Here is a 21,977-nt window from a genome sequence, read left to right as displayed (position 1 = left end):
TTAATAACGAGAAATATCATGAAAATAAAAAATATATTATTCTTAATGATTGCGGTATTGGCCTTTGTCTCATGTAGTGATGACGACGAGCCCGGTATACCTAAATATCAGGCATCGGCATTAACTCACCCGGAGAATGGTACGGCTTACGAATTATTGCAAAGAGATAAAAATAATACGGTATTTGATTTAACTTGGACTTCATATAAACAATCTGAATTAGGATTGGGTGTTCCTACTTATTGTGTTCAAGTAGATATTGAAGGTAATAATTTTAAATACGCTCAGATATTAAGCCAGGTAGCTGAAGTCAGTGAGCCTACATTAGAAACTGTTTATTCTGCTCCTATTAAAGTGGGTGATTTAAACTCGATGTTGGCTAAAACATTTAATTTGACTCCGTACGAGCCTTATAACATTGAGATTAGAGTTATTACAAGAATAGGTGATGGCGATGGATATATTCCGGGATCTGCATCGAATGTATTTAAAGCGGTAGTGACGCCTTATGAGGAGGTGGCTGTTCCCGAAGCAATTCACTTGATCGGTAATATGTTTGGTGAGAACTCTTGGGATAACTCAAACACTAAGTTTGTTATGTTCCGTACTGCAAATGATGAAGTAAATACCTATACAGGATTATTTGCGTCTGGTAGTGAATTCAAATTCATACCTCAAGGATATATCGGATCTTGGGACTTTACATATGGAGGTAGTGATGGTACTCTTTCTTCGTCGGGTGGTAATATTACAGATATTACAGCTGCAGGTTATTATACTGTTACAGCAGATATTGTGAATCTGAAATATACTATTACCCCATACGATGCAAGTGATGCTGCCGAATATGGAGATGTTGAGCTTATCGGAGAATTTAATAGCTGGGCTGATGCCGGGACTATTAAGCTGACTAAAGCTGCTTACGATCCTCATATCTGGACAGCCGACAATGTTACTCTTACTGCAGGTAAACTGAAATTCAGAGCAGATGCAGGATGGGCTATGAGTTGGGGTGGAAAGACATTCCCTTACGGTGGAGGTACGGGTGATGATCTTGTAGTAGAAGATGGAACATATTTTGTGAAGTTCAATGACCTTACAGGATTGTATGTATTCTTCAGTAAATAAGAATGAGGTTAAGCTTTAAATAAAAATTATAGTAAATAGTGTCAGGGAAGGAGTGAGTAGTTTTATTTACTCCTTCCCTTATTAATTTAAACCTTATAAACATATAGTTACATGAAAAAAATACACAATCTGATTATATTGTTCCTATTGCCTTTCTGGCTACAGGCGCAAATCATTTCTACTAATCCCACATTTCTTACGGATGATGTGTCCGCAGAAATAATATTTGATGCTACCGGTACCGGGCTCGATGGCTTTTCAGGAGATGTATATGCTCATACAGGAGTGATCACAGATAAGAGTTCATCTACTTCCGATTGGAAATATGCACCTACATGGCTTGACAATAGTGCAAAATATAAACTGGTATCGCAAGGTAGTAATGAATGGAAACTGACTATTTCGCCTAACATCCGTACTTACTATGGTGTTGCCGATGGAGAAAAGGTGCAGAAGCTTGCGTTTGTATTTCGTAATGCTGATGGATCAAAAGAAGGAAAAGACAACGGAAAAGATATTTTTGTAGATATACATGAGGTTGGGCTTATTGTAAGCTTCGAAAAACCGACTAAAGATCAACTGTTAGATAAAAATACCTCTCTCGATATTAAAGCAAACAGTTCGTCCACATCAACTATCCGTTTGTTACTCGATAAAACAGAACTTACAAAGTCTGCCAATATAACATCATTATCTTATACCTATAATTTTACAACCGAAGGTAATCATTGGCTTATAGCCGAAGCTACGCTGGGTGCAAGTGTAGTACGTGACAGTGTCTATGTTGTAGTAAAAGGGGATATTGTATCTCAACCTCTACCTTCAGATGTGAGGGCAGGTATTAACTATATAGATGACAATACGGTAACATTGGTACTTTACGCTCCTAATAAGGATAATGTATATGCTATCGGCGATTTCAGTAATTGGAAGGCAGATAATAACTATCAGATGATCAAAGCCGATGACTATTGGTGGATTACTATATCAGGTTTGGAGAAGAATAAAGAATATGCTTTCCAATACTTAGTTAACGGGACGTTAAAAATAGCAGACCCGTATACCGATAAAGTTTTGGATCCGTGGAACGATTCGTATATTCCTTCAAGTGTATATCCCGGCCTAAAAGCTTATCCTTCGGGGAAAGCAGAAGGTATTGTTTCGGTTTTTCAAACAGGTCAGGTTGCATACCAGTGGAGTACGCCTACTTATACCTTACCTGCCAGAGATAAAATGGTTATATACGAACTGTTGATCCGTGATTTTACGACCGAACATAGCTTCGAATCTACTATTGCTAAGTTAGATTATCTTCAGGCTTTAGGTATTAATGCGATTGAATTACTGCCGGTCAATGAGTTCGAGGGAAACAGTAGCTGGGGTTACAATCCATCGTTCTATTTTGCTGTAGACAAGTATTATGGAACAAAAGATGCTTTCAAGAAATTTGTAGATGAATGTCATAAAAGAGGTATGGCCGTGATTATTGATATGGTTCTAAACCATTCTTACGGACAGTCACCTTTTGTGCAACTATATTGGGATGATGCTAACAGCAGGCCTTCTACCGATAATCCATGGTATAACACAGTGTCTCCTAACAGCTCTTATAGTTGGGGATATGACTTTAACCACGAATCGGACCAGACCAAAGCTCTGGTAGACAGTATCAACAGTTATTGGATGAGCGAATATAAAGTGGATGGATTCCGTTTCGACTTTACTAAAGGATTTACGAATAAAGAAGGTGATGGTTGGGCATATGATCAATCCCGTATTGATATATTGAAACGTATGACTTCCGAAATATACAAGCGTAATGCTAATGCCATTGTTATAATGGAGCATCTTGCAGATAATACTGAAGAAACAGTACTGGCTGATGCTGATATTATGTTATGGGGCAATTTGAATAATAACTACAATGAAGCAACGATGGCGTGGACTGATGGAGACAAGACGGATCTATCGTGGGCTTTATATTCAAAACGGGGCTGGGCTAAGTCTAACTTAGTTGCCTATATGGAAAGCCATGACGAAGAGCGTCTAATGTATAAAGCATTAACTTATGGAAACGCATCGGGTTCATATAATGTAAAAGATCTGGCTACTGCACTGAAAAGAGCTGAGTTATCAGCAGCATTCTACTTTACGTTACCTGGAGCTAAGATGATCTGGCAGTTTGGCGAATTAGGATATGATTATTCGATAAATACCTGTTCGGACGGGACGACAATTTCAGAAGATTGCAGGGTTTCAGAAAAACCTATCCGATGGGATTATTTGGATGTAACGGGAAGAAAGGCTTTATACGATGCCTATTCGAAACTGATAAAGCTAAAGTCAGAAAATGATCTTTTCGAAAGTGTGGATATGGATTATTCTCTCACCGGAGCTCAGAAATATATCGTTTGGAAAAGTGCAGACCTTAATGCATTCCTTATTGGTAATTTCGATGTGAAAGAAGCAACAGTAAGCCTTACTTTACCAAAAAGCGGAGCATGGTATAATGCAATGACAGGAGAAACTATTTCTGCTGCAGCAACAGCTTATTCTGAAAAATTACAACCGGGAGAGTATCGCTTATATATAGATAAGGGTGATGTTGCCGGATCAGAAGATATATTGTCGGAGAGTTCTGCCGATATAACAGTAACCGATAGCCATGTGCTGTATAATTCCGGCAATGCTAAACAAATGAGTGTTTATAATTTATCAGGAAGCCTGATAGCTATGTCGCGCCAATCGTCGAGTGTTGATGTTTCTACATTATCACAAGGTGTGTATATCGTCAAAGTTCAGCTCGAAGATAAGTTTATGACTCGTAAGTTTATAAAGAAATGAAACGAAAACTTATGATTTTATCACGTATAGGCTGCAAACGTTTGCAACTCCAAATGGTTCTTTTTAGTTAAATTGACAGCAGTTTATAAGATGGGAATATATTTCTTTGTATTACCATGAAAAGGATTACCAGATAAATCATAAAATTATACTCTAAATAAATATATTAATTGTAATCATGAGAAAACTAATATTAGTTATGTGCATATGCCTAATTGGAGGTATAGTATCTGCACAGGAGTTAAAATCTCCTAATGGGAATCTCGTAATGAAGTTCTCGTTGCAGGGCAATGGCGTTCCTACGTATAGCCTGACTTACAAGGGTAAAGATGTAATTAAGCCTAGTAAATTAGGGTTAGAACTGAAACGCGAAGGAGGAGCCTACACTTTCGATAATTTCGAAGGCAAAGGACAGATTGACGAAAGTACTTATGATCCTAAAACATCGCTATATGATAGTTTTTCTATAGCTGATACCAAGACAAGTACTTTTGATGAAACTTGGCAACCTGTTTGGGGTGAGACTAAAAATATCCGCAATCATTATAATGAGTTGGCTGTAACTTTGGATCAAAAGAATACAGACCGTCATATCATTATCCGTTTCAGATTGTTCGATGACGGGTTAGGATTCAGATATGAGTTTCCACAGCAAAAGAACTTGGTTTATTTTATAATCAAGGAAGAGAAAACTCAGTTTGCAATGGCCGGAGACCACACGGCTTTTTGGATTCCGGGAGACTATGATACTCAGGAATATGATTATACAAAATCAAAACTATCTGAGATCAGAGGCTTAATGAAAGAAGCATATACAGTAAACAGTTCTCAAACAGCTTTTTCACCAACAGGTGTGCAAACTGCCTTGATGATGAAGAGTGACGATGGATTATATATCAACTTGCATGAAGCAGCTTTGGTAGATTATTCATTGATGAATTTGAATCTGGATGACAAAAACATGATTTTCGAATCATGGTTAACGCCCGATGCTCAGGGAAATAAAGGTCATTTACAAGCTCCATGTTTATCTCCTTGGCGTACAGTTATAGTAAGTGACGATGCACGTGATATTCTTGCTTCAGATATTACTCTGAATTTGAATGAGCCATGTAAACTTGAAGATGTATCATGGATTAAGCCTGTTAAATACATTGGTGTTTGGTGGGAAATGATTACAGGTAAAAGTACTTGGGCATATACCGACGATTTTCCAAGTGTGAAACTGGGTGAAACTGATTACTCTAAAGCAAAACCTAATGGAAAACATGCTGCTAATACAGCACATGTAAAAGAATATATCGACTTTGCTGCAAAACACGGTTTCGATCAGGTATTAGTTGAAGGATGGAATGTTGGCTGGGAAGACTGGTTCGGTAACTCAAAAGATTATGTTTTCGATTTTGTTACTCCATACCCTGATTTCAATGTAGCGGAACTTCGCGATTATGCAAAGAGTAAAGGTGTGAAGATAATGATGCATCACGAAACATCGTCATCAGTTCGTAACTATGAACGACATATGGATGCTGCTTACAAATTTATGGCTGAAAACGGTTACAATTCAGTAAAGAGCGGTTATGTTGGAGATATCATCCCTCGCGGAGAACATCATTATGGACAGTGGATGAATAACCATTATTTGTATGCATTGAAAAAAGCTGCCGATTATAAGATTATGCTTAATGCTCATGAGGCGAGTCGTCCTACAGGACTTAGCCGTACTTATCCTAACCTGATCGGTAATGAATCGGCAAGAGGTACAGAATACGAAGCTTTTGGCGGAAACAAACCTTTCCATACAACAATACTGCCATTTACACGTCAAATCGGAGGTCCTATGGACTATACTCCCGGTATCTTTGTAATGGATATTGCAGAGCTTAACCCGAATAATCATTCTCATGTAAACAGTACTTTGGCTCGCCAGTTGGCATTATATGTAACTATGTACAGCCCATTGCAAATGGCTGCTGACTTACCCGAACATTACAACAGATTCCTTGATGCTTTCCAGTTTATTAAGGATGTGGCTGTAGATTGGGATGACAGTAAGTATATTGAGGCAGAGCCGGGATCGTATGTAACAGTTGCCCGTAAAGCAAAAGGTACAAACAACTGGTTTATCGGTAATACAAGTAGCGAAGAAGGTCATACTTCTACATTTACTTTCGATTTCCTTGATCCGGGTAAAGAATATATTGCGACTATCTATGCTGATGCAAAAGATGCTAACTATAAAACAAATACCCAAGCGTATACAATCCGCAAAGTTGTTGTGACTAATAAGTCTAAGTTGACTCAGGTAGCTGCTCCCGGTGGAGGTTTTGCTATCAGTGTGATTGAAGCTGATAAAGCTGCGACTAAAGGATTGAAAAAACTATAAGGTTTCTAAGGTTGATTTAAGGTTCTAGGTTCATGTGTCCATAGATTAGTGAAAACTTTTCTATGGACACTTTTTTTATTGTTTCTTATTACTTATATCAGTGATAAGGAATACCGAAGCAGCACCAATAAATAGAAGAATACCGGCTATAACCATCATAAAGATGGAAGAGCTTCCTGCCAGATTTCTGAAAATGAAGTTTCCCGTAAGGCCACCCAATATTTGAGGTGCCACTATGGTGATATTTAGAATGCCCATGTAGAATCCCATTTTCTTTGCCGGAGCGATATCTTTTATGATAGTGAAAGGAATAGTTAAAATGAGAGCCCATGCAATACCCACAGCTATCATGGGTAGTAACATAAGATACTGATCTTTGATATAGAACAGTGATATCATACCTAAACCTCCAATAAACAAAGCTGACGCATATAGGTTTTTGAGTCCGAATTTATGAGAGAGCTGGGGTATAAAGAATGAAAATCCGGTGGCAACAACACTGTACATCCCACTTAAGACACCATACCAGTTGGCGGCATCGTTATACCCTCTCGAGGAAGCGTCTTTGGTATTCCATAGCGATTCGGCTAACCCTTCGGTAGCATAAACCCATATAATGAAGAATGCCAGCCATGCAAATAGTTGAACAATGGATACCTGAAAAAGAGCTTTTACTACTTTCCTCGTTGAATATGAGGTGCTTTGTTTATCCTCTGCGTGAATGTTGTTATAGCTTTCGAATAAGTGCGGAGGATATTCTTTGACCGAAAAGCAGGTTTTCAGCGAAGTTACTAATATAATACCTGCAGCAATGTAAAATGACCATGTTACGGTGTCGGCTATTTTGCCACTGCTTTCAACTTGATTACTGATACCGATTAATGTTAAAATATAGGGTAGGAGAGAGCCAACAATACCTCCGATGTTTGCAAGGATTGTCTGTACGGAATATCCCTTACTCGTTTGTTGGGTATTTACCATATCGGCAACTAATGATCGATAGGGTTGTGTTGTGACATTGAGTGCACCCAGAGTCCAGAAAAGAATGAATGTGATACTTACTATAACCGAAAACACATTGTTTAGAACAAATGAATTGGGCATTAGTATCATCATCAGGGCTGTAAGAATTGTTCCTATAAAAACATAGGGAATACGTCTTCCCCATTTCGTCCATGTCTTATCACTGAAATACCCCACTATCGGTTGTATAATAAGCCCTGCCAAAGGAGGAGCGAGCCATAGAAGCGGTAGTTGGTCTATATTTGCCCCAAGGCTGGATAATATCCGGCTGGTATTAGCCATAACCAAAGTCAGGCATATCTGCAAACCAAGAAATCCGAGATTGATATCCCAGATCTGGCGGTTGCTAAGAAGAGGTTTTTGTGCCATTTATAGAATGTTTTTATTCTTCGTTTTCAGGCAGTTGTTTAGTCGTGTTTCTTATGATAAGATTTGTTTTGATAATTCTGTTCTTACGCTCCTGTTTCTCCGGATTGTTTACTTTCTCCAGAATCAGGTTCATAGCCTCTTCTCCGACTTTGGCAGGATACTGATCTACTGTTGTTAACATAGGGTCTGTATCCTGAGAAATATTTGAATTGGAGAATCCGCATATAGATATCTCTTCCGGAACTTTGACTCCTAACTCTTTTGCGGCAACAAGTACACCTGACGCGGTGTAATCATTCATACACATAAAGGCGTCTGGTTTGTTTACCGATAACAGCAACTCTTTTGCAGTCTGATAACCCAATTGCTTATTGTCTGCACCACAGATAAAGTCGTCTTCTATTGGTAGGTGATGTTTTCGTAAAGCATCGAGGTATCCGTTTTTGCGATTTTTCGAAATTTCGAGATGTGGAGGAGCTCCCAGAAATGCAATGCGCTTGCATCCTGTATTAATCATGTATTCAGTGGCATTGAATGTACCGCTATAATCGTCAACAACAACCTTACCTGTATCTATCCCTGTACAGATACGGTCGAAGAAAATGATCGGTATATCGTTGTCAATTAATTCCTGAAAATGTTCGTATTTGGTCGTTGTTTTTGATTGGGATATTAATACTCCACAAACTCTGGCTTTAATCAGGGTCTGTACATTCCGTACTTCTTTAGAGTAGTCTTCCAGAGATTGGCATACAATTACCTGATAATCGTGCTCTTCGGCGACTAATTCTATTCCCGATAATACAGATGAGAAAAAATGGTTTGCTAATTCGGGAACAATAACACCGATGATGTTGGAATGTTTACTGCGAAGGTTCATTGCCATAGAATTAGGTTTATACTTATGTTCTTTGGCAAATTTCTGGACAAGCTCACGGGTTTCAGGGCTGATATCGGGGTTGTTATTTAACGCCCTCGAAACGGTCGAAGCCGAAATGTTCAATTCTTTAGCAATGTCTTTAATTGTAATTTGTCCCTTCTTCATTATAAATGAGCGCATTTAAAATACCTAAAATATCCTATAACAAAAGTACTTAAAAGATTTAACTTGGTACTGAGTTCTGATTAGGTATGTGTTATAATATCTATATAAGGTTATTAAGAAACAATATTTGAGACAAAATGTTCTTAGTCTTCAATGAGAAAAAGATGATAAAACGGAAGTGATCATCTTTTATCTTTTTCATTATCAGCGGAGAGGAAGAGATTCGAACTCTCGAAACCCTTTAGGGGTTTACACGCTTTCCAGGCGTGCCTCTTCAACCACTCGAGCACCTCTCCTTGTCGTATTTACGGCTGCAAAGATAAGGGATATATTCATTCTTAGTTTATCCCGAACAACTTTTTTGCATTTTTTGTTGTAATATCTTCTACTTCAGTTTTATCGGTTTTGTATATTTCACAGAGCTTATCTACTATGTGAATAGTATACGAAGGTTCATTCCGTTTACCTCTATATGGAACAGGAGGAAGATAAGGAGCATCCGTTTCAACTATAATATGAGAAAGGTCTGTTTCGGCTAAAACCTGTGGTAGCATCGAGTTTTTATAGGTAACAGTGCCGTTGATCCCGAAATAGAAGTTCTTAAGATCTAATACAGCGTGTAGTTCTTCGCTGTTTCCTCCAAAGCTATGGAATGATCCTCGTAAAGATTCTGCCCCTACCTTCTCTATACATTCAACAGATTCCAAGATAGCATTGCGGCAATGTATCGAAACCGGCAGGTTATACTCTATACTCCAACGGAGTTGCTCTTCGAATGCAGCTTTTTGCTCTTCGATAAGAGATGTGTCCCAGTATAAATCCAAACCTATCTCCCCGACAGCGCAATAACTATTAAGAGCAAACTGTTTCTTTATGATTTCCAGATCTCTTTCCCAATCGGGACTAACAGACGTAGGATGCAGCCCCATCATAGGGATACAATACCCTTTATGTTTGGAAGCTAAGTTATTGACCCGATCAATAGATTCCACATCTATATTGGGTAATAGGATGAAGCCAACCTGTGCCAGCTTTGCTCTATGTATTATATCTTCTATATCATCGGCGAATGCCTCGTCATATATGTGCGAATGAGTATCTATTATCATTTATATGGGTTATGATTTTCTGGTCAGAAGGCTTTCTGCCAGATTTCGTAGTTCACGTTTTCTATTGTCGTCAACCTGTACTTTGTTAAGGCATGACAGACCTTTCTGGTAATACGATTCGATCATCTCCTCAGACAATCCTTTTAGATTTAGCTTATTGTAGAGCCCGGTAACCGCATCGATCTTTTCCTGTTCGTCGAATACCTCTTTATTGATCCAGTCTTGCATCTCCTTGCCCGTTTCCGGACTTTTCAGGGCGGTTATTTGAAGGTAGGTCTTTTTGTTGCAAAGAATGTCTCCCCCGATACGTTTCCCGAAAGTCGCCGGATCACCATAAACATCCAACAGATCATCCATCAGTTGGAATGCCAGCCCGATATTGATCCCGAAGTCATAAAGAGCGTCAGCATCCGACTCAGGAGCATTAGCAGCCATAGCGCCGCACTTGAGTGAGCAGGCCAGTAATACAGCTGTTTTCAGACGGATCATTTCCAGATACTCATCTGTTGTAACATTTAACCGTTGCTCAAACTCCATATCCAGTTGCTGGCCGCAGCAAATCTCGGTGGCAGTGTCGGTGAACAGGTTCAGAATTTCAGGCAGAGCCTCTTTCGGGGATTTGGCTATCTCACGATATGCCTCTATAAGCATGGCATCGCCCGACAGGACGGCGGTATTATCGTTCCACTTGATATGCACAGTAGGTTTTCCCCTGCGTTTGTCTGCCCTGTCCATCAGATCATCGTGCAGCAGGGTGAAGTTATGGAATATCTCGATAGCCAGAGCTATTGGAATAGTCTTCTCTATGTCGGCTTTGTATAAGTTGTAAGCCATAGTAGCAAGAACGGGGCGTACCCGTTTACCTCCGATCTCGAGAATATACTCGATCGGTTCGAATAAGGAGTATGGTTTTCTCTCGAATTTAAGATCTTTTACTTCATTGTTTACTTTCTCCAGAACTTCTGAAAATGTGTATAGCATAACAAGTTATTTTGATTTAATCTTCTTTAGTTGGTTAAGGTCAAAGGTAGGGCTTTATTCCTAAAGAGGTAATCGGCTCTCCGTTTTTTTAGATATAAATGGCGAAAATGCCCAGTAATATGCTGGCAACTAAAACAATAATCACGCAGCCTGCTATTTGTTTCGGGCTTAACTTCATTTTACTGGCCTGGCCGGACGATGCCAGCAGGTCTACAATCTCGTTATCCAGATAACCCTTTTCGATACCATATAACAGGATGGGCGAAGTCATTTCCTTTTTCGCAAAGTCAGCCTTGTTGTTCGATATCGCCTGCATGGTGTATGAATTTATATCCAACGAAGAAATGTCGACCCCGAACCGTTGCGAATAATGTATCATAAAATCGGCGAACGAATTGATATCCGACGGCGAATCCACCTCTTTATTACGCTTATCGAGATAAGCACGTATGAATGCCTGTAATTGCTGGTTGTTCATCTGCTTCGATATTGAATTTATATACCCGGCTTACCATGCAAATATATCACTTTTATAATAAAAACAGAAGAAGGACCGCTCCTCTATTTTCGCCCGTGACAAAAGTGACAGCCCTGTAACCTCTGTCACTCCTGTAAATGTCTTATAACGAAATGTATATGTCTCAAAAGGTGACAAAAGTGACACTTTCCTGTATTTATTTCTCTTTTTTTTTGCTCGTAATTGTTTGTCTAATAGTTTGTTATTCTTGAATACAGGATGGTGAGGTGTCACTTTTGTCACCTTTCTGTTACCCTTTGTGATGTTGCGCCTGTCAAAGAACTCCTTCGTTGTATAGATAAAATCCGTACAGTACTCATGTGTGTGTTTTTGTTAAAATGGATTGGCTGTAGTATATTTGTTCCACAACAGTCTTGACCAAATTTTACGTTAACACAAAAAACAACACATGAAAAAAATCACTTTTTTGTTTATGAGCCTGTTACTTCTTATAGTAACGGGATGTAGTAACGATGACGAGTACCAGAACGGAAAGTCGTCGGAAAACCGTACTGCTACGCAAGTACGATGGTACGGAGTAAAAGAAGTGACGGGGACAGTGCAAACACGTGGAGCTGCCGACAGAATGAAGCTTTGGGCGCAAGACCCGATTATCACGGTTAAATTTTTGAATAATCCCGATGATCCTGCACTTGTAGAACAGATTAAGTCGTATGCCAAAGAATGGGAACAGTATGCAGGAGTTACATTCCAGTTTGTGGAAAGTACCGAAACTGCCCTTGTGCGTATCGGTTTCGACTGGGAAGGCAATTCGTGGCTTACATGGTCGTATACCGGTAACGATGCCAAGATGGTACGCAGCCAATCTGAGCCAACGGCCGTATTCGGTGGATTTAACGATGGATATATGACCGACGAAGAGATAAGGGGCGACGTGCTTCGTGTATTCGGTCAGGTTCTCGGATTGGAATTTGAACAACGCCATGGCGACTGGGATGCCTCGTGGTGGAAAGCCGATAAGAACGGAGTATATTATGCTCAGTCGTATTGGGAAAGTATGTTCGAAGACTATTACGAAAATTTCGATTGGGAAACTATCCGCCAATATGTGTTCGACCCTTTGGCAGGAGCAACTATTGTGCAGACCGATGAGGTGGATTTGGAATCGATAATGATCTGGCCTTATTATACACGTAAAGAAACCACTACTTTGTTGGCTAATTACGACCTGTCGGAAAAAGACAAGGAGTTTATTGCTATCCTTTATCCCAAGAAAGAAGGGAATACGATTCAGATTGCTTGGGTAGATGCCGGATATTTTGTGTGGGTAAATGAAGAGAAGACCCAATTGCGAATAACAGCAAAAGGAACACAGGTTGAAGAACTACCAGATGTGGTAGATGGAAAGCAATTGACAAGTGCGCGTTCGATGTTTGAATTTCCTCCATCAATTTATTTAAAATTGAAAAAGGCTCCTATGTTTGATACTTCAAATATTACTGATTTTAGCTATATGTTTTATTTTTGTGAAGAACTTATAGAGGTGCCAAAGTATGATACCCACAATGGAATATTATTTAATTCAATGTTCTCTCGTTGCCAGAAATTAGAAACAATTCCTCAATTTGATGTTTCTAGTGGTGTCTATTTTGATTATATGTTTCTGCGTTGTAACAGATTAATATCTGTTCCAGATCTAAATACAAGTAACGCTATCTCTTTTCAAGAGATGTTTTATGATTGTTTGGATCTTTTTGATGCGCCTTGGTTAGATACGTCAAAGGGGAAAAATTTTAGTCTTATGTTTATGAATTGTTCTAAACTAAGGAGCGTCCCTGCTTATGATACATCTAGTGGCACTAGTTTTCAAAGGATGTTTTGGGCATGTAGTAGTTTGAAAAGTATACCTTTATTAGATGTTTCTAACGGAGAGGCTTTTGAGGGCATGTTTAAATATGCTCAATCTATTGAAGAATTATATTTAAAAGGGATAGGAGGAGAGAAAGATGATAATAGTAGTTCTGTGGTGAGCTTAGATCTTGATATTTCAAGCCCAATTTTAAATATCTCTAGTCTGCAATATATGGTGGATAATACTACGGGAAGTAATCCTGCTAGAACCATCAATCTAAGTAAAGCTTTAGAAACCCAAGTACCAGCTTCGCTTATAGCAGAAGCCGCAGCTAAAAATCTAACTATTCAGTTTATATACTGAGTTAATTAACTTATTTAGTAAAAAGTCAAGACTGTAAGGGTCGAAAATCTATTCTTCGGTTTTCGACCCTATTTTTTTTAACCGTTTAACATATATGTAAGAAAAAAGATTATCTTTGATTCTGCACATAATACACAAATATGTTTAATAGAACTGGAATATAGTTAAAAAATGTTACTTTCTTTTGATTTGATTTCTCAATGTTTTGGCATAAATAAAAGCGTAAGTGTACGCTAAGTTAAAAATTAGGTGCTGTTTATTGTTAAATTAAGTTAATATTTGGTCTCGATTGTTATGGGGTATCTCTAAATACTAATCATTTGTGTATCTTTGTGGTCTAAGAATTGAAGTTTTTTTTAATTCTTATAGTATTTATGGTTTATGCATGTAACTCATATTGATAGGGTGAAATGTGGCCTTGTCATTTTGAACCAACACTACTTATGAAGGAAAAGATTTTTTTACTACTCGGAGTAGGATTCATCCCGCTCGCATTGAGTGCACAATCTGTGCCTTATTTATATAACAAAGGGCAAATGTCGGTTGTTTCGACCGTAGCCAACAGAAGCAATACAGCCTTGTATATCGGAGGGGATTTTATTTCCGAAGGGGTTGAGGATGCTAATATGTATCTGGAGAACGCACAAGTTGTTCTTACAGGTGATTTGTATCGTAAGGAGGCTGATGAAGGAAATAAAGGTACCAATGTTTTTAGTTGGCCTAAAGCTACTGGAGGGGGTTATGATACAAGTAAGGCCTCTAACTTTGTGTTTAGAGCACATGCTACTAATCCGGTAGCGCAACATGTATGGATAACAAGTACTGCTGCTAAGGTCGATAATTCAGCCATGATCTTTGAATCCAAAGGTCGTGATTATGTGAATTTTCCTGATGTTATTGTCGAAAATAATAAACACGTAACAATAAGTCCGGCTATAGCTGCTTATGCTCATAATATTACGTTGAATACAGGACGTTTGATCTTGGATTCGCGTCCACTTAATACTCCGACTGATGTTTTGTATACCCCACCAACCCGCACATTAGTTAATAATGAAGCTTCTATATTAGCTCACTTATATCTTGATGGGACTGAAACTCATACGGCTAGAACTGCATCTACATCTACTTTAGATGATTTTGGCGCAACGCAGGTAAATCTGGCTTTACAGGCAGTAGATAATGCTAATCGGAGAAATGATGGAGACCCGATTGCCGGATTTGGTAGTCCTTTTAAAAGTATGTATGCCGACTACTTTATGTATAATTTCTTGTTCAAACCTACAGGCGGTACAATTCTTAATGAAGATCGCAATACTAATACCGATCCGAAAGAAAAACTAGTACGAGGCCGTGGATACGTTGTCGGAATTGATTTAAGAGGAGATAATTCAGCTGATTATACTGATGTTCATGCTTTGTATGCATCTGTAATAAAGTTTGAAGACAGAGCTAAAGATGGTTATAAATTTGGCCGTTTTGCTTATTCGAACTCTAATAAAAATAACTTATTCCAGCTAACAGGAACGTTGACTGCTGTAACTTCTACGTCAACAGTATCTTCTGTTTCAAGTGATGCTTATTCGGGCGAATTTTTGAATAATGATGATGTTCAGGCTCCTGCATTAGTGGCAGGGTTCAATTATTTATCTAATCCGTATACAACACCATTGGACTTAGATGCGCTATTGTATAATACAAGCTCATCTACGTGGGGTGTAACTTCCGGATATAGTAATGGTACTACTACTAATGGTGATATTGCAAACCGTGTTTGGATTTTGGATTCCAATTCTACAGCGTCAGGTTCTTATAACTTTCTCTCTCCCGGAAAAGAAGCGAATTTGGGTAATAAATGGGTTGTAGTTAGTTATATGTATCGTTTGATGAGAGGTGTAGGTGGTACAGCAAGTATTACGTATGATAATGGTGGAGGTAGTTCAACATTGATCGGTCCTTTGCAAATGTTTGTTGTTTATGCGAACACAACAGGGGTAGGAAAGACAATGACCATACCTAAATCTGCAAGATCTCTGGATGGCAATGCTTTGTTCTTAAGATCTGGTACTACAGATTATGCGAAAGATGACTTCTTGTTTCAGGTAAAAGATGTAAAAACAGGAAAAGAAGATAGAACTGCTGTTGTTTTGAGAACATTCGATGAAATCAGTAGTAATAAAAATTTTGTTGATATAACAAAACTTAGAACATCTATAATCCCTGATGAAACTTCTGCAACTGCTACAACAAAGAGCGGAGATGTGTCTCAGACTTATATGAATTTACTTTATACAAAAGATACCGATGGTAATGCTCTGGAATCGAAGTTTTTATCTATACAGAATGATGAAGCGGTTACATCTTCAACAAGTACGGTGTCAACAACGCTTTATCTAACCCCTGCTGCTGAGAATCAGAGTATAGAGATTCGTTCTTATAGGAATTATACGAAAGAAAGAGTTCAGGAGATATGGCTCGATGATAAAAGAGATAGTAAATCCATTAAACTTAGTGATGGAGCGATATACTCTACCACAACAAAACCAACAGATGCGGTAGATCGTTTTACACTTCGTTTCATTAGACCAGTAAGTGGTATTGATCCAGGTGTAACTAATCCTAATAATACGGACATTACAGCATATTATGATAATAGTAAATTAACTGTATCAGGGTTTAATGATTCAGATCAAGGTAATTTTGTTTCGGTATACGATATACAAGGTCGACTAATAAATCGGAAAAAAGTTGAGGGAAGTTCGCTTGAATTCAACGATGGATTTAATGTTGGTGCTTATATCGTGAAAATGACTGGAAGCAGGTCATATGCAACTAAATTCATGGCTCGTTAAAAACTAAGATGATGAAAAGTATAAAAACAACGCTAGTTCTGGCCTTTTTGGTTATTACTAATTACTCTTTGGCTTTCGCTGCAGATGATTTATTACCATCTGAGGTATATTATAACGAGAATATTGCCGTCAATATGGTAGGTGCAGATGCTCCTACATTAGGTACTACTGATGATGATGATTTAGATCCCGGAGGTAACGGCTGGGGTGGTGGTGGCTGGGTTGGCTCGCCGGTTGGTGATGCTGTATTGCCATTGTTTGCCGCTGTAATAATTTATGGATCAGTTATATTGTACAGAAGACGAAATTCAGTAAGTAAAAACTGATTTTAAACAAAACAACAATATCAAAAGCCTCTAAGAATTAGAATTTTAGAGGCTTTTCTGTGTACTATATCTATAGCTCGTTACTTTCTTCTTGTATAAGACAGTGACAACAGGGTTTTTTTATCCCTCTGAGAATCCAATATTTGAAATTATAAAGTTTCCCTTCCGCAAATATATTAGACTCGCTATAGTCCATAAAAAAAGGATTGTCCCATCGAACAATCCTTTTTTGAGTTATAATTTACCTTTACTTATTAGTCATTAGGTAGATTCTTAGTTTCATCTGCAACATCGAATACTCCGGCAGCTAAGCGTTTGTAGCTTTTCCATCTCCACATAGCATTGTTTTGAGCAGCTTCATACAATTCACTGGCCGATCCGGGATTAGATTTCTGAAGGGCTGTATAACGTACCTCGTTGCCTAAGAATGCTTGGAATTTAGTCCAGTCAGGATCTTTGCTATCCATGGTGAAAGGATTCTTACCTTCTTCTTCCAACATTGGATTGTAGCGCCATAGATGCCAGTATCCGCACTCTACAGCCGCTTTCTCTTCATCCTGAGCTTGTCCCATACCTTTACGTAATCCGTGGCTGATACAAGGAGAATAAGCGATGATCAATGAAGGTCCTTTGTATTCTTCCGCTTCTTTAAATGCTTTCAGACATTGCATCTGGTTAGCTCCCATAGCTACCTGAGCTACATAGACATAACCGTATGTAGTAGCGATCATACCAAGGTCTTTCTTACGTATTCTCTTACCGGCAGCAGCGAATTTAGCAACAGCAGCTACTGGAGTCGATTTAGATGATTGACCTCCTGTATTTGAATATACTTCAGTATCGAGAACAAGGATATTTACATCTTCACCGGAAGCGATAACGTGGTCAAGACCTCCGAAACCTATATCGTATGCCCATCCGTCACCACCGAATATCCAGATAGAACGTTTCACGATATATGATTTCAGTGAAAGCAATTCTTTGCAGATCTCGCAGTCTTTTGCACCTGCTTCGATGATTGGAAGTATCTGGCGATAAAGTTCTTTGGTTTTATCAGCGTCGTGTTTGTTTTCGATCCATGATTGGAATAGTTCTTTTACATTAGCTGGAGTTTCAGCACCTGCAATAGCTTGATTCATCAGTTTTTCGATACGGTCACGCATAGTGATATTTGCCAAAGCATATCCTAATCCAAATTCAGCGTTGTCTTCGAACAAAGAGTTTGCCCAAGCCGGACCTTTACCTTCTTCGTTAGTTGTATAAGGAGTAGAAGGTGCTGATCCTCCGTAGATTGAAGAACATCCTGTTGCATTAGCGATCAACATACGGTCTCCGTACAATTGAGTCACCAATTTGATGTATGGAGTTTCACCACAGCCTGAACATGCTCCAGAGAACTCAAACAAAGGTGTAGCAAACTGAGAGTTCTTCACGTTTTGTTTGATGTCTACTAAATGAGCTTTGCTGGTTACGTTTGCAACCATATGATCCCAATTGGCTTGTTCCGGATATTGTGTTCCGATTTCGACCATTTCAAGGGCTTTTTCTCCTTTTTTACCGGGACAAACCTCTGCACAGTTGTTACAACCCAAACAGTCAAGAACGTCTACCTGAATACGGTATCCCATTCCTTCGAATTGTTTTCCTTGTGCTTTCAGTAATGTTGCGCTTTCGGGAGCTTTAGCTTGTTCTTCGGCATCCAAAACGAATGGACGGATGGTAGCGTGAGGACAAACATAAGCACATTGGTTACACTGTATACAGTTTTCCATATGCCATACCGGTACAAATGCTGCTACACCACGTTTTTCGTAGTAAGTAGTACCATTGTCCCAAGTTCCGTCTTCGCGGCCTACAAATGCTGATACAGGGATATCATATCCTCTTTGAGCATTTACAGGGCGAACTACTTGCTTGATAAATTCAGGAGCATTATCTTCTTCTGTATTCTTCACCAGGATATTTGCCCATTCTGCAGGTACGTCTACTTTTTCGATTTCGTCGCCTCTGTCTACTGCTGCATAATTCTTCTTAACAACGTCTTCACCTTTACGTCCGTATGATTTAACAATGAATTTCTTCATTTGCTCTACAGCAAGATCGTAAGGAATAACATTCGAAATTTTGAAGAATGCTGATTGAAGGATGGTATTTGTACGACCTCCAAGACCAATTTCTGTAGCAATTTTAGTTGCATTGATTATGTAGAAATTGATGTTATTTACAGCCAGGTATTTTTTTACGTGGTCAGGTAAATAGTTACCTACATCTTCTTTGCTCCATACAGAGTTAAGAAGGAATGTTCCGTTTTTCTTCAAACCTTTAGTTACATCATAAAGATGCAGGTATGCAGGAACGTGGCAAGCTACAAAGTTTGGCGTATTAACCAAATAGGTAGAACGGATAGGGTGGTCGCCGAAACGAAGGTGAGACGATGTAAAACCTCCAGATTTCTTAGAGTCGTAAGCAAAATATGCCTGACAATATTTATTGGTGTTTTCACCGATAATCTTGATTGTATTTTTATTAGCACCTACTGTACCATCAGATCCTAATCCGTAGAATTTAGCTTCGTAGTTAGAGTCGTCAACTGAAATTTCTTCTTTCAAAGGAAGAGATTTAAATGTAACGTCGTCTACGATACCGATTGTGAAATCGTTCTTAGGAAGGTTCATTGCCAGATTTTCGTAAACCGACATGATCTGAGACGGAGTTGTATCTTTTGATGAAAGACCATAGATACCACCAACGATAGTAGGAGCATCTGGTTTTCCGTAGAAGCAGTCTTTAACATCAAGATAAAGAGGTTGTCCTACAGCTCCCGGTTCTTTAGTACGGTCAAGAACACAAATTCTCTTCGCTGTTTTAGGTACAGCAGCCAAGAATGCTTCGGCTTTGAACGGACGATATAAGTGAACTGCAACAAGACCTACTTTTTCGCCTTTAGCGTTCAGGAAGTCTATTGTTTCTTTGATAGCTTCTGTTACAGAACCCATTGCAATGATTACACGGTCAGCGTCTTCTGCTCCGTAGTAATCGAACAATCCATATTTACGTCCTGTGATTTTTGCGATTTCTGTCAAATATTTTTCTACAATTCCGGGAACTGCATCATAATATTTATTTGAAGCTTCGCGTGACTGGAAGTAAATGTCATCATTCTGAGCGGTACCTCTGGTTACAGGTTTGTCAGGATTTAATGCTCTCTCACGGAATTCTTTAAGTGCTTTCTGATCTACAAGAGGAATAAGGTCTTCTTGTTCCATCAATTCAACTTTCTGTATCTCGTGAGAAGTACGGAATCCGTCGAATATATTCATGAATGGAATACGAGCTTCCAGTGTTGCCAGATGCGGTACTGCCGAAAGGTCCATTACTTCTTGTACAGAACCCGAGAAGAACATTGCGAATCCTGTTTGGCGTGCAGCCATAACATCCTGATGGTCACCAAAGATAGAAAGAGCCTGTGCCGCTAGTGCACGTGCCGATACATGGAATACAGAAGGAAGTAACTCCCCTGCAATCTTGTACATATTTGGAATCATCAGCAAAAGACCTTGCGACGCTGTATAAGTCGTAGTTAATGCACCTGCTTGAAGCGAACCGTGCAAAGCCCCTGCTGCCCCTGCTTCAGACTGCATTTCTTGTACTTTTAGCAATTCGCCGAAGATATTTTTTCGGCCGGCGGCAGCCCATTCATCAACGTACTCAGCCATAGTTGATGATGGTGTGATAGGATAGATCGAAGCTACTTCGCTGAACATATACGAGATATGTGCGGCAGCTTGGTTACCATCACAGGTTAAAAATTTTTTTTCTTTTGCCATACTCTGTAATAGTTGATTATTTAGTTGTTTATAGAAACTGTTTAAATGTGAGCTTTTTAGCCTTAAGTAGCAGGGATTATATCTATTAATCAGTTGTTCTTAATGTAAAAACGCTCACTTCTTTTATTGAACTTTATCTTTATTTGCTTAATATAGAAATCCGAAAAGCCATAACGGAATCGTATTGCCTTCTCCTATTTCCATCATTTCTGCAGTAGTGAATATATCTGCTTTCTTATTGCTTTTGGGTTTCGAATCGTCAACCTTGAACTGGAATTTCTTATCTTCATCTTCTACAATAAATATTCCGGCTTTGTGTCCTTTCTTCAATCGAGAGTTGTTGTGATGCAACTGGTTGTAGAAAAAAGTCTCACGTAATGCATGGTCGTCTGCCACACCCGGTTTCATCGCGAATATCAGGTTGGTATTGTGCATATACACCAGGTCAGGTTTTTTAGGAAACTCTTCCCCTTCGCGGTACAACAGGTTTATCAAACGGGCACTTTTCAGGTACTCAAGATAATTGGTTACAGTTGCTCTGGAGATTTCGCAATCTACACTAAGCTGGCTTATATTGGGTTTTCCGGGAGCAGCGATAGATAACAGATAGACTAATTTACGTAATTTCGGTAAATACGATTGTTCTATTTGTTTGATCGACAATACATCTATCTCCAGCATCATGTTGATGGTTTTCAATAGATTCTCCGAAAAATTCCTTTTCTCCAGAAAAAACGGGTAGTACCCATGATGTATATAATCTCTGAAATATGCCAACGGTTTTACTTTTGTACATATTTCGGTCGCAATTTCTTTGTGGTTGGAAATAATATCTTCCAGCGAAATAGGCTTGAGGTTGCTGTTGGTTATGATATTCAGAAACTCACGGAACGAAAATCCTCTCAGGTTATAGTGTTTTACTATTGGCGAGAGTTCGGGTTCTTCGTCCAGCTTCATCACAGTCGAGCATGTAAAAATAATTTTCAGCTCGGGGAATTTATCATGACAGCTTCTCAATTCTGCTGCCCAGTTCGGGTACTTAAATACCTGGTCGATGAGTAGTGTTTTTCCTCCCTTAAAGAAGAATTCTTCTGCAAACTCGTATAATCCGCGACATGTAAAAGAGAAATTGTTCATATTTATATACAAACAGTCTCGCTTATCCAGATCGCAGTACTTTTTAGCATATTGCAATAAGAATGTTGTTTTACCTACTCCTCTGGTTCCTTTGATGGCAATCAGACGATGATTCCAGTCGATTTCGTCCATAAGACGCCTTTCGACAGTATTACCCAGATGTTCGACTAAATATTTATGTGTTCTGAAAAAAGACTCCACAGATATATAAATTAATCCACACGAAGGTAACTGTTTTTTATCTTATTGCAAAGTCA

Annotated in this window: 13 protein-coding genes and 1 tRNA gene; 6 read left to right on the top strand and 8 right to left on the bottom strand. The window is 38.9% G+C overall.

Annotation, left to right across the window (positions count from 1 at the left end; all coding sequences use genetic code 11):
• The first annotated feature begins 18 nt into the window (after positions 1–18).
• The 3 genes from BUC12_RS04750 to BUC12_RS04740 all read left to right on the top strand — a co-directional run bounded on the left by BUC12_RS04750 (position 19) and on the right by BUC12_RS04740 (position 6,358).
• The gene (locus tag BUC12_RS04750) at positions 19–1,128 is read left to right on the top strand and encodes a SusE domain-containing protein (protein ID WP_062176238.1); all 1,110 of its coding nucleotides are present in this window, start codon (positions 19–21) and stop codon (positions 1,126–1,128) included.
• 111 nt (positions 1,129–1,239) lie between these two features.
• Positions 1,240–3,972: an alpha-amylase family glycosyl hydrolase gene (locus BUC12_RS04745; RefSeq protein WP_062176241.1), complete on the top strand. Its 2,733-nt coding sequence runs from the start codon at positions 1,240–1,242 to the stop codon at positions 3,970–3,972.
• Positions 3,973–4,150: 178 nt separating this feature from the next.
• Positions 4,151–6,358 carry a glycoside hydrolase family 97 protein gene (locus BUC12_RS04740; RefSeq protein ID WP_062176245.1) on the top strand — a complete coding sequence of 736 codons (2,208 nt, stop codon included), beginning with the start codon at positions 4,151–4,153 and terminating at the stop codon, positions 6,356–6,358.
• A gap of 75 nt (positions 6,359–6,433) precedes the next feature.
• Here the strand turns inward: BUC12_RS04740 and BUC12_RS04735 are convergent, their stop codons facing one another.
• The 6 genes from BUC12_RS04735 to BUC12_RS04710 form a co-directional block, all read right to left on the bottom strand.
• Positions 6,434–7,750: an MFS transporter gene (locus tag BUC12_RS04735; protein WP_062176248.1), complete on the bottom strand. Its 1,317-nt coding sequence runs from the start codon at positions 7,748–7,750 to the stop codon at positions 6,434–6,436.
• A 13-nt stretch (positions 7,751–7,763) separates the two neighbouring features.
• Positions 7,764–8,795 (bottom strand): LacI family DNA-binding transcriptional regulator, encoded by a 1,032-nt coding sequence (locus BUC12_RS04730; protein ID WP_062176251.1) that lies wholly within the window; start codon positions 8,793–8,795, stop codon positions 7,764–7,766.
• A 208-nt stretch (positions 8,796–9,003) separates the two neighbouring features.
• A tRNA-Ser gene (locus BUC12_RS04725) sits at positions 9,004–9,091 on the bottom strand.
• A gap of 42 nt (positions 9,092–9,133) precedes the next feature.
• Positions 9,134–9,904 carry a TatD family hydrolase gene (locus BUC12_RS04720; RefSeq protein WP_062176254.1) on the bottom strand — a complete coding sequence of 257 codons (771 nt, stop codon included), beginning with the start codon at positions 9,902–9,904 and terminating at the stop codon, positions 9,134–9,136.
• Positions 9,905–9,913: 9 nt separating this feature from the next.
• On the bottom strand, positions 9,914–10,885 hold the full coding sequence (locus BUC12_RS04715) for a polyprenyl synthetase family protein (RefSeq protein ID WP_062176257.1): 972 nt from the start codon (positions 10,883–10,885) through the stop codon (positions 9,914–9,916).
• Between the two features lie 88 nt (positions 10,886–10,973).
• Complete coding sequence (locus BUC12_RS04710) at positions 10,974–11,363, bottom strand: hypothetical protein (protein WP_062176260.1); 390 nt, start codon at positions 11,361–11,363, stop codon at positions 10,974–10,976.
• Between the two features lie 448 nt (positions 11,364–11,811).
• Here BUC12_RS04710 and BUC12_RS04705 point away from each other — a divergent pair, with 448 nt between their 5' ends.
• The 3 genes from BUC12_RS04705 (at position 11,812) to BUC12_RS04695 (ending at position 16,756) form a co-directional block, all read left to right on the top strand.
• On the top strand, positions 11,812–13,578 hold the full coding sequence (locus tag BUC12_RS04705; RefSeq protein ID WP_062176263.1) for a BspA family leucine-rich repeat surface protein: 1,767 nt from the start codon (positions 11,812–11,814) through the stop codon (positions 13,576–13,578).
• A 443-nt stretch (positions 13,579–14,021) separates the two neighbouring features.
• The gene (locus tag BUC12_RS04700; RefSeq protein ID WP_062176267.1) at positions 14,022–16,430 is read left to right on the top strand and encodes a T9SS type A sorting domain-containing protein; all 2,409 of its coding nucleotides are present in this window, start codon (positions 14,022–14,024) and stop codon (positions 16,428–16,430) included.
• 8 nt (positions 16,431–16,438) lie between these two features.
• Positions 16,439–16,756 carry a hypothetical protein gene (locus BUC12_RS04695; protein WP_062176270.1) on the top strand — a complete coding sequence of 106 codons (318 nt, stop codon included), beginning with the start codon at positions 16,439–16,441 and terminating at the stop codon, positions 16,754–16,756.
• Between the two features lie 254 nt (positions 16,757–17,010).
• Here the strand turns inward: BUC12_RS04695 and nifJ are convergent, their stop codons facing one another.
• Complete coding sequence (gene nifJ, locus BUC12_RS04690) at positions 17,011–20,583, bottom strand: pyruvate:ferredoxin (flavodoxin) oxidoreductase (protein ID WP_062176272.1); 3,573 nt, start codon at positions 20,581–20,583, stop codon at positions 17,011–17,013.
• A gap of 147 nt (positions 20,584–20,730) precedes the next feature.
• Positions 20,731–21,921, bottom strand: coding sequence for an ATP-binding protein (locus BUC12_RS04685; protein ID WP_062176276.1), 1,191 nt, complete (start codon positions 21,919–21,921; stop codon positions 20,731–20,733).
• Positions 21,922–21,977 lie beyond the last annotated feature (56 nt).

This window comes from Indolivaga macrotermitis (assembly GCF_900128985.1).
In the GTDB taxonomy this organism is placed as follows: Bacteria; Bacteroidota; Bacteroidia; order Bacteroidales; family Dysgonomonadaceae; genus Dysgonomonas_A; species Dysgonomonas_A macrotermitis.
This window is presented reverse-complemented; position numbering and strand designations above follow the sequence as displayed.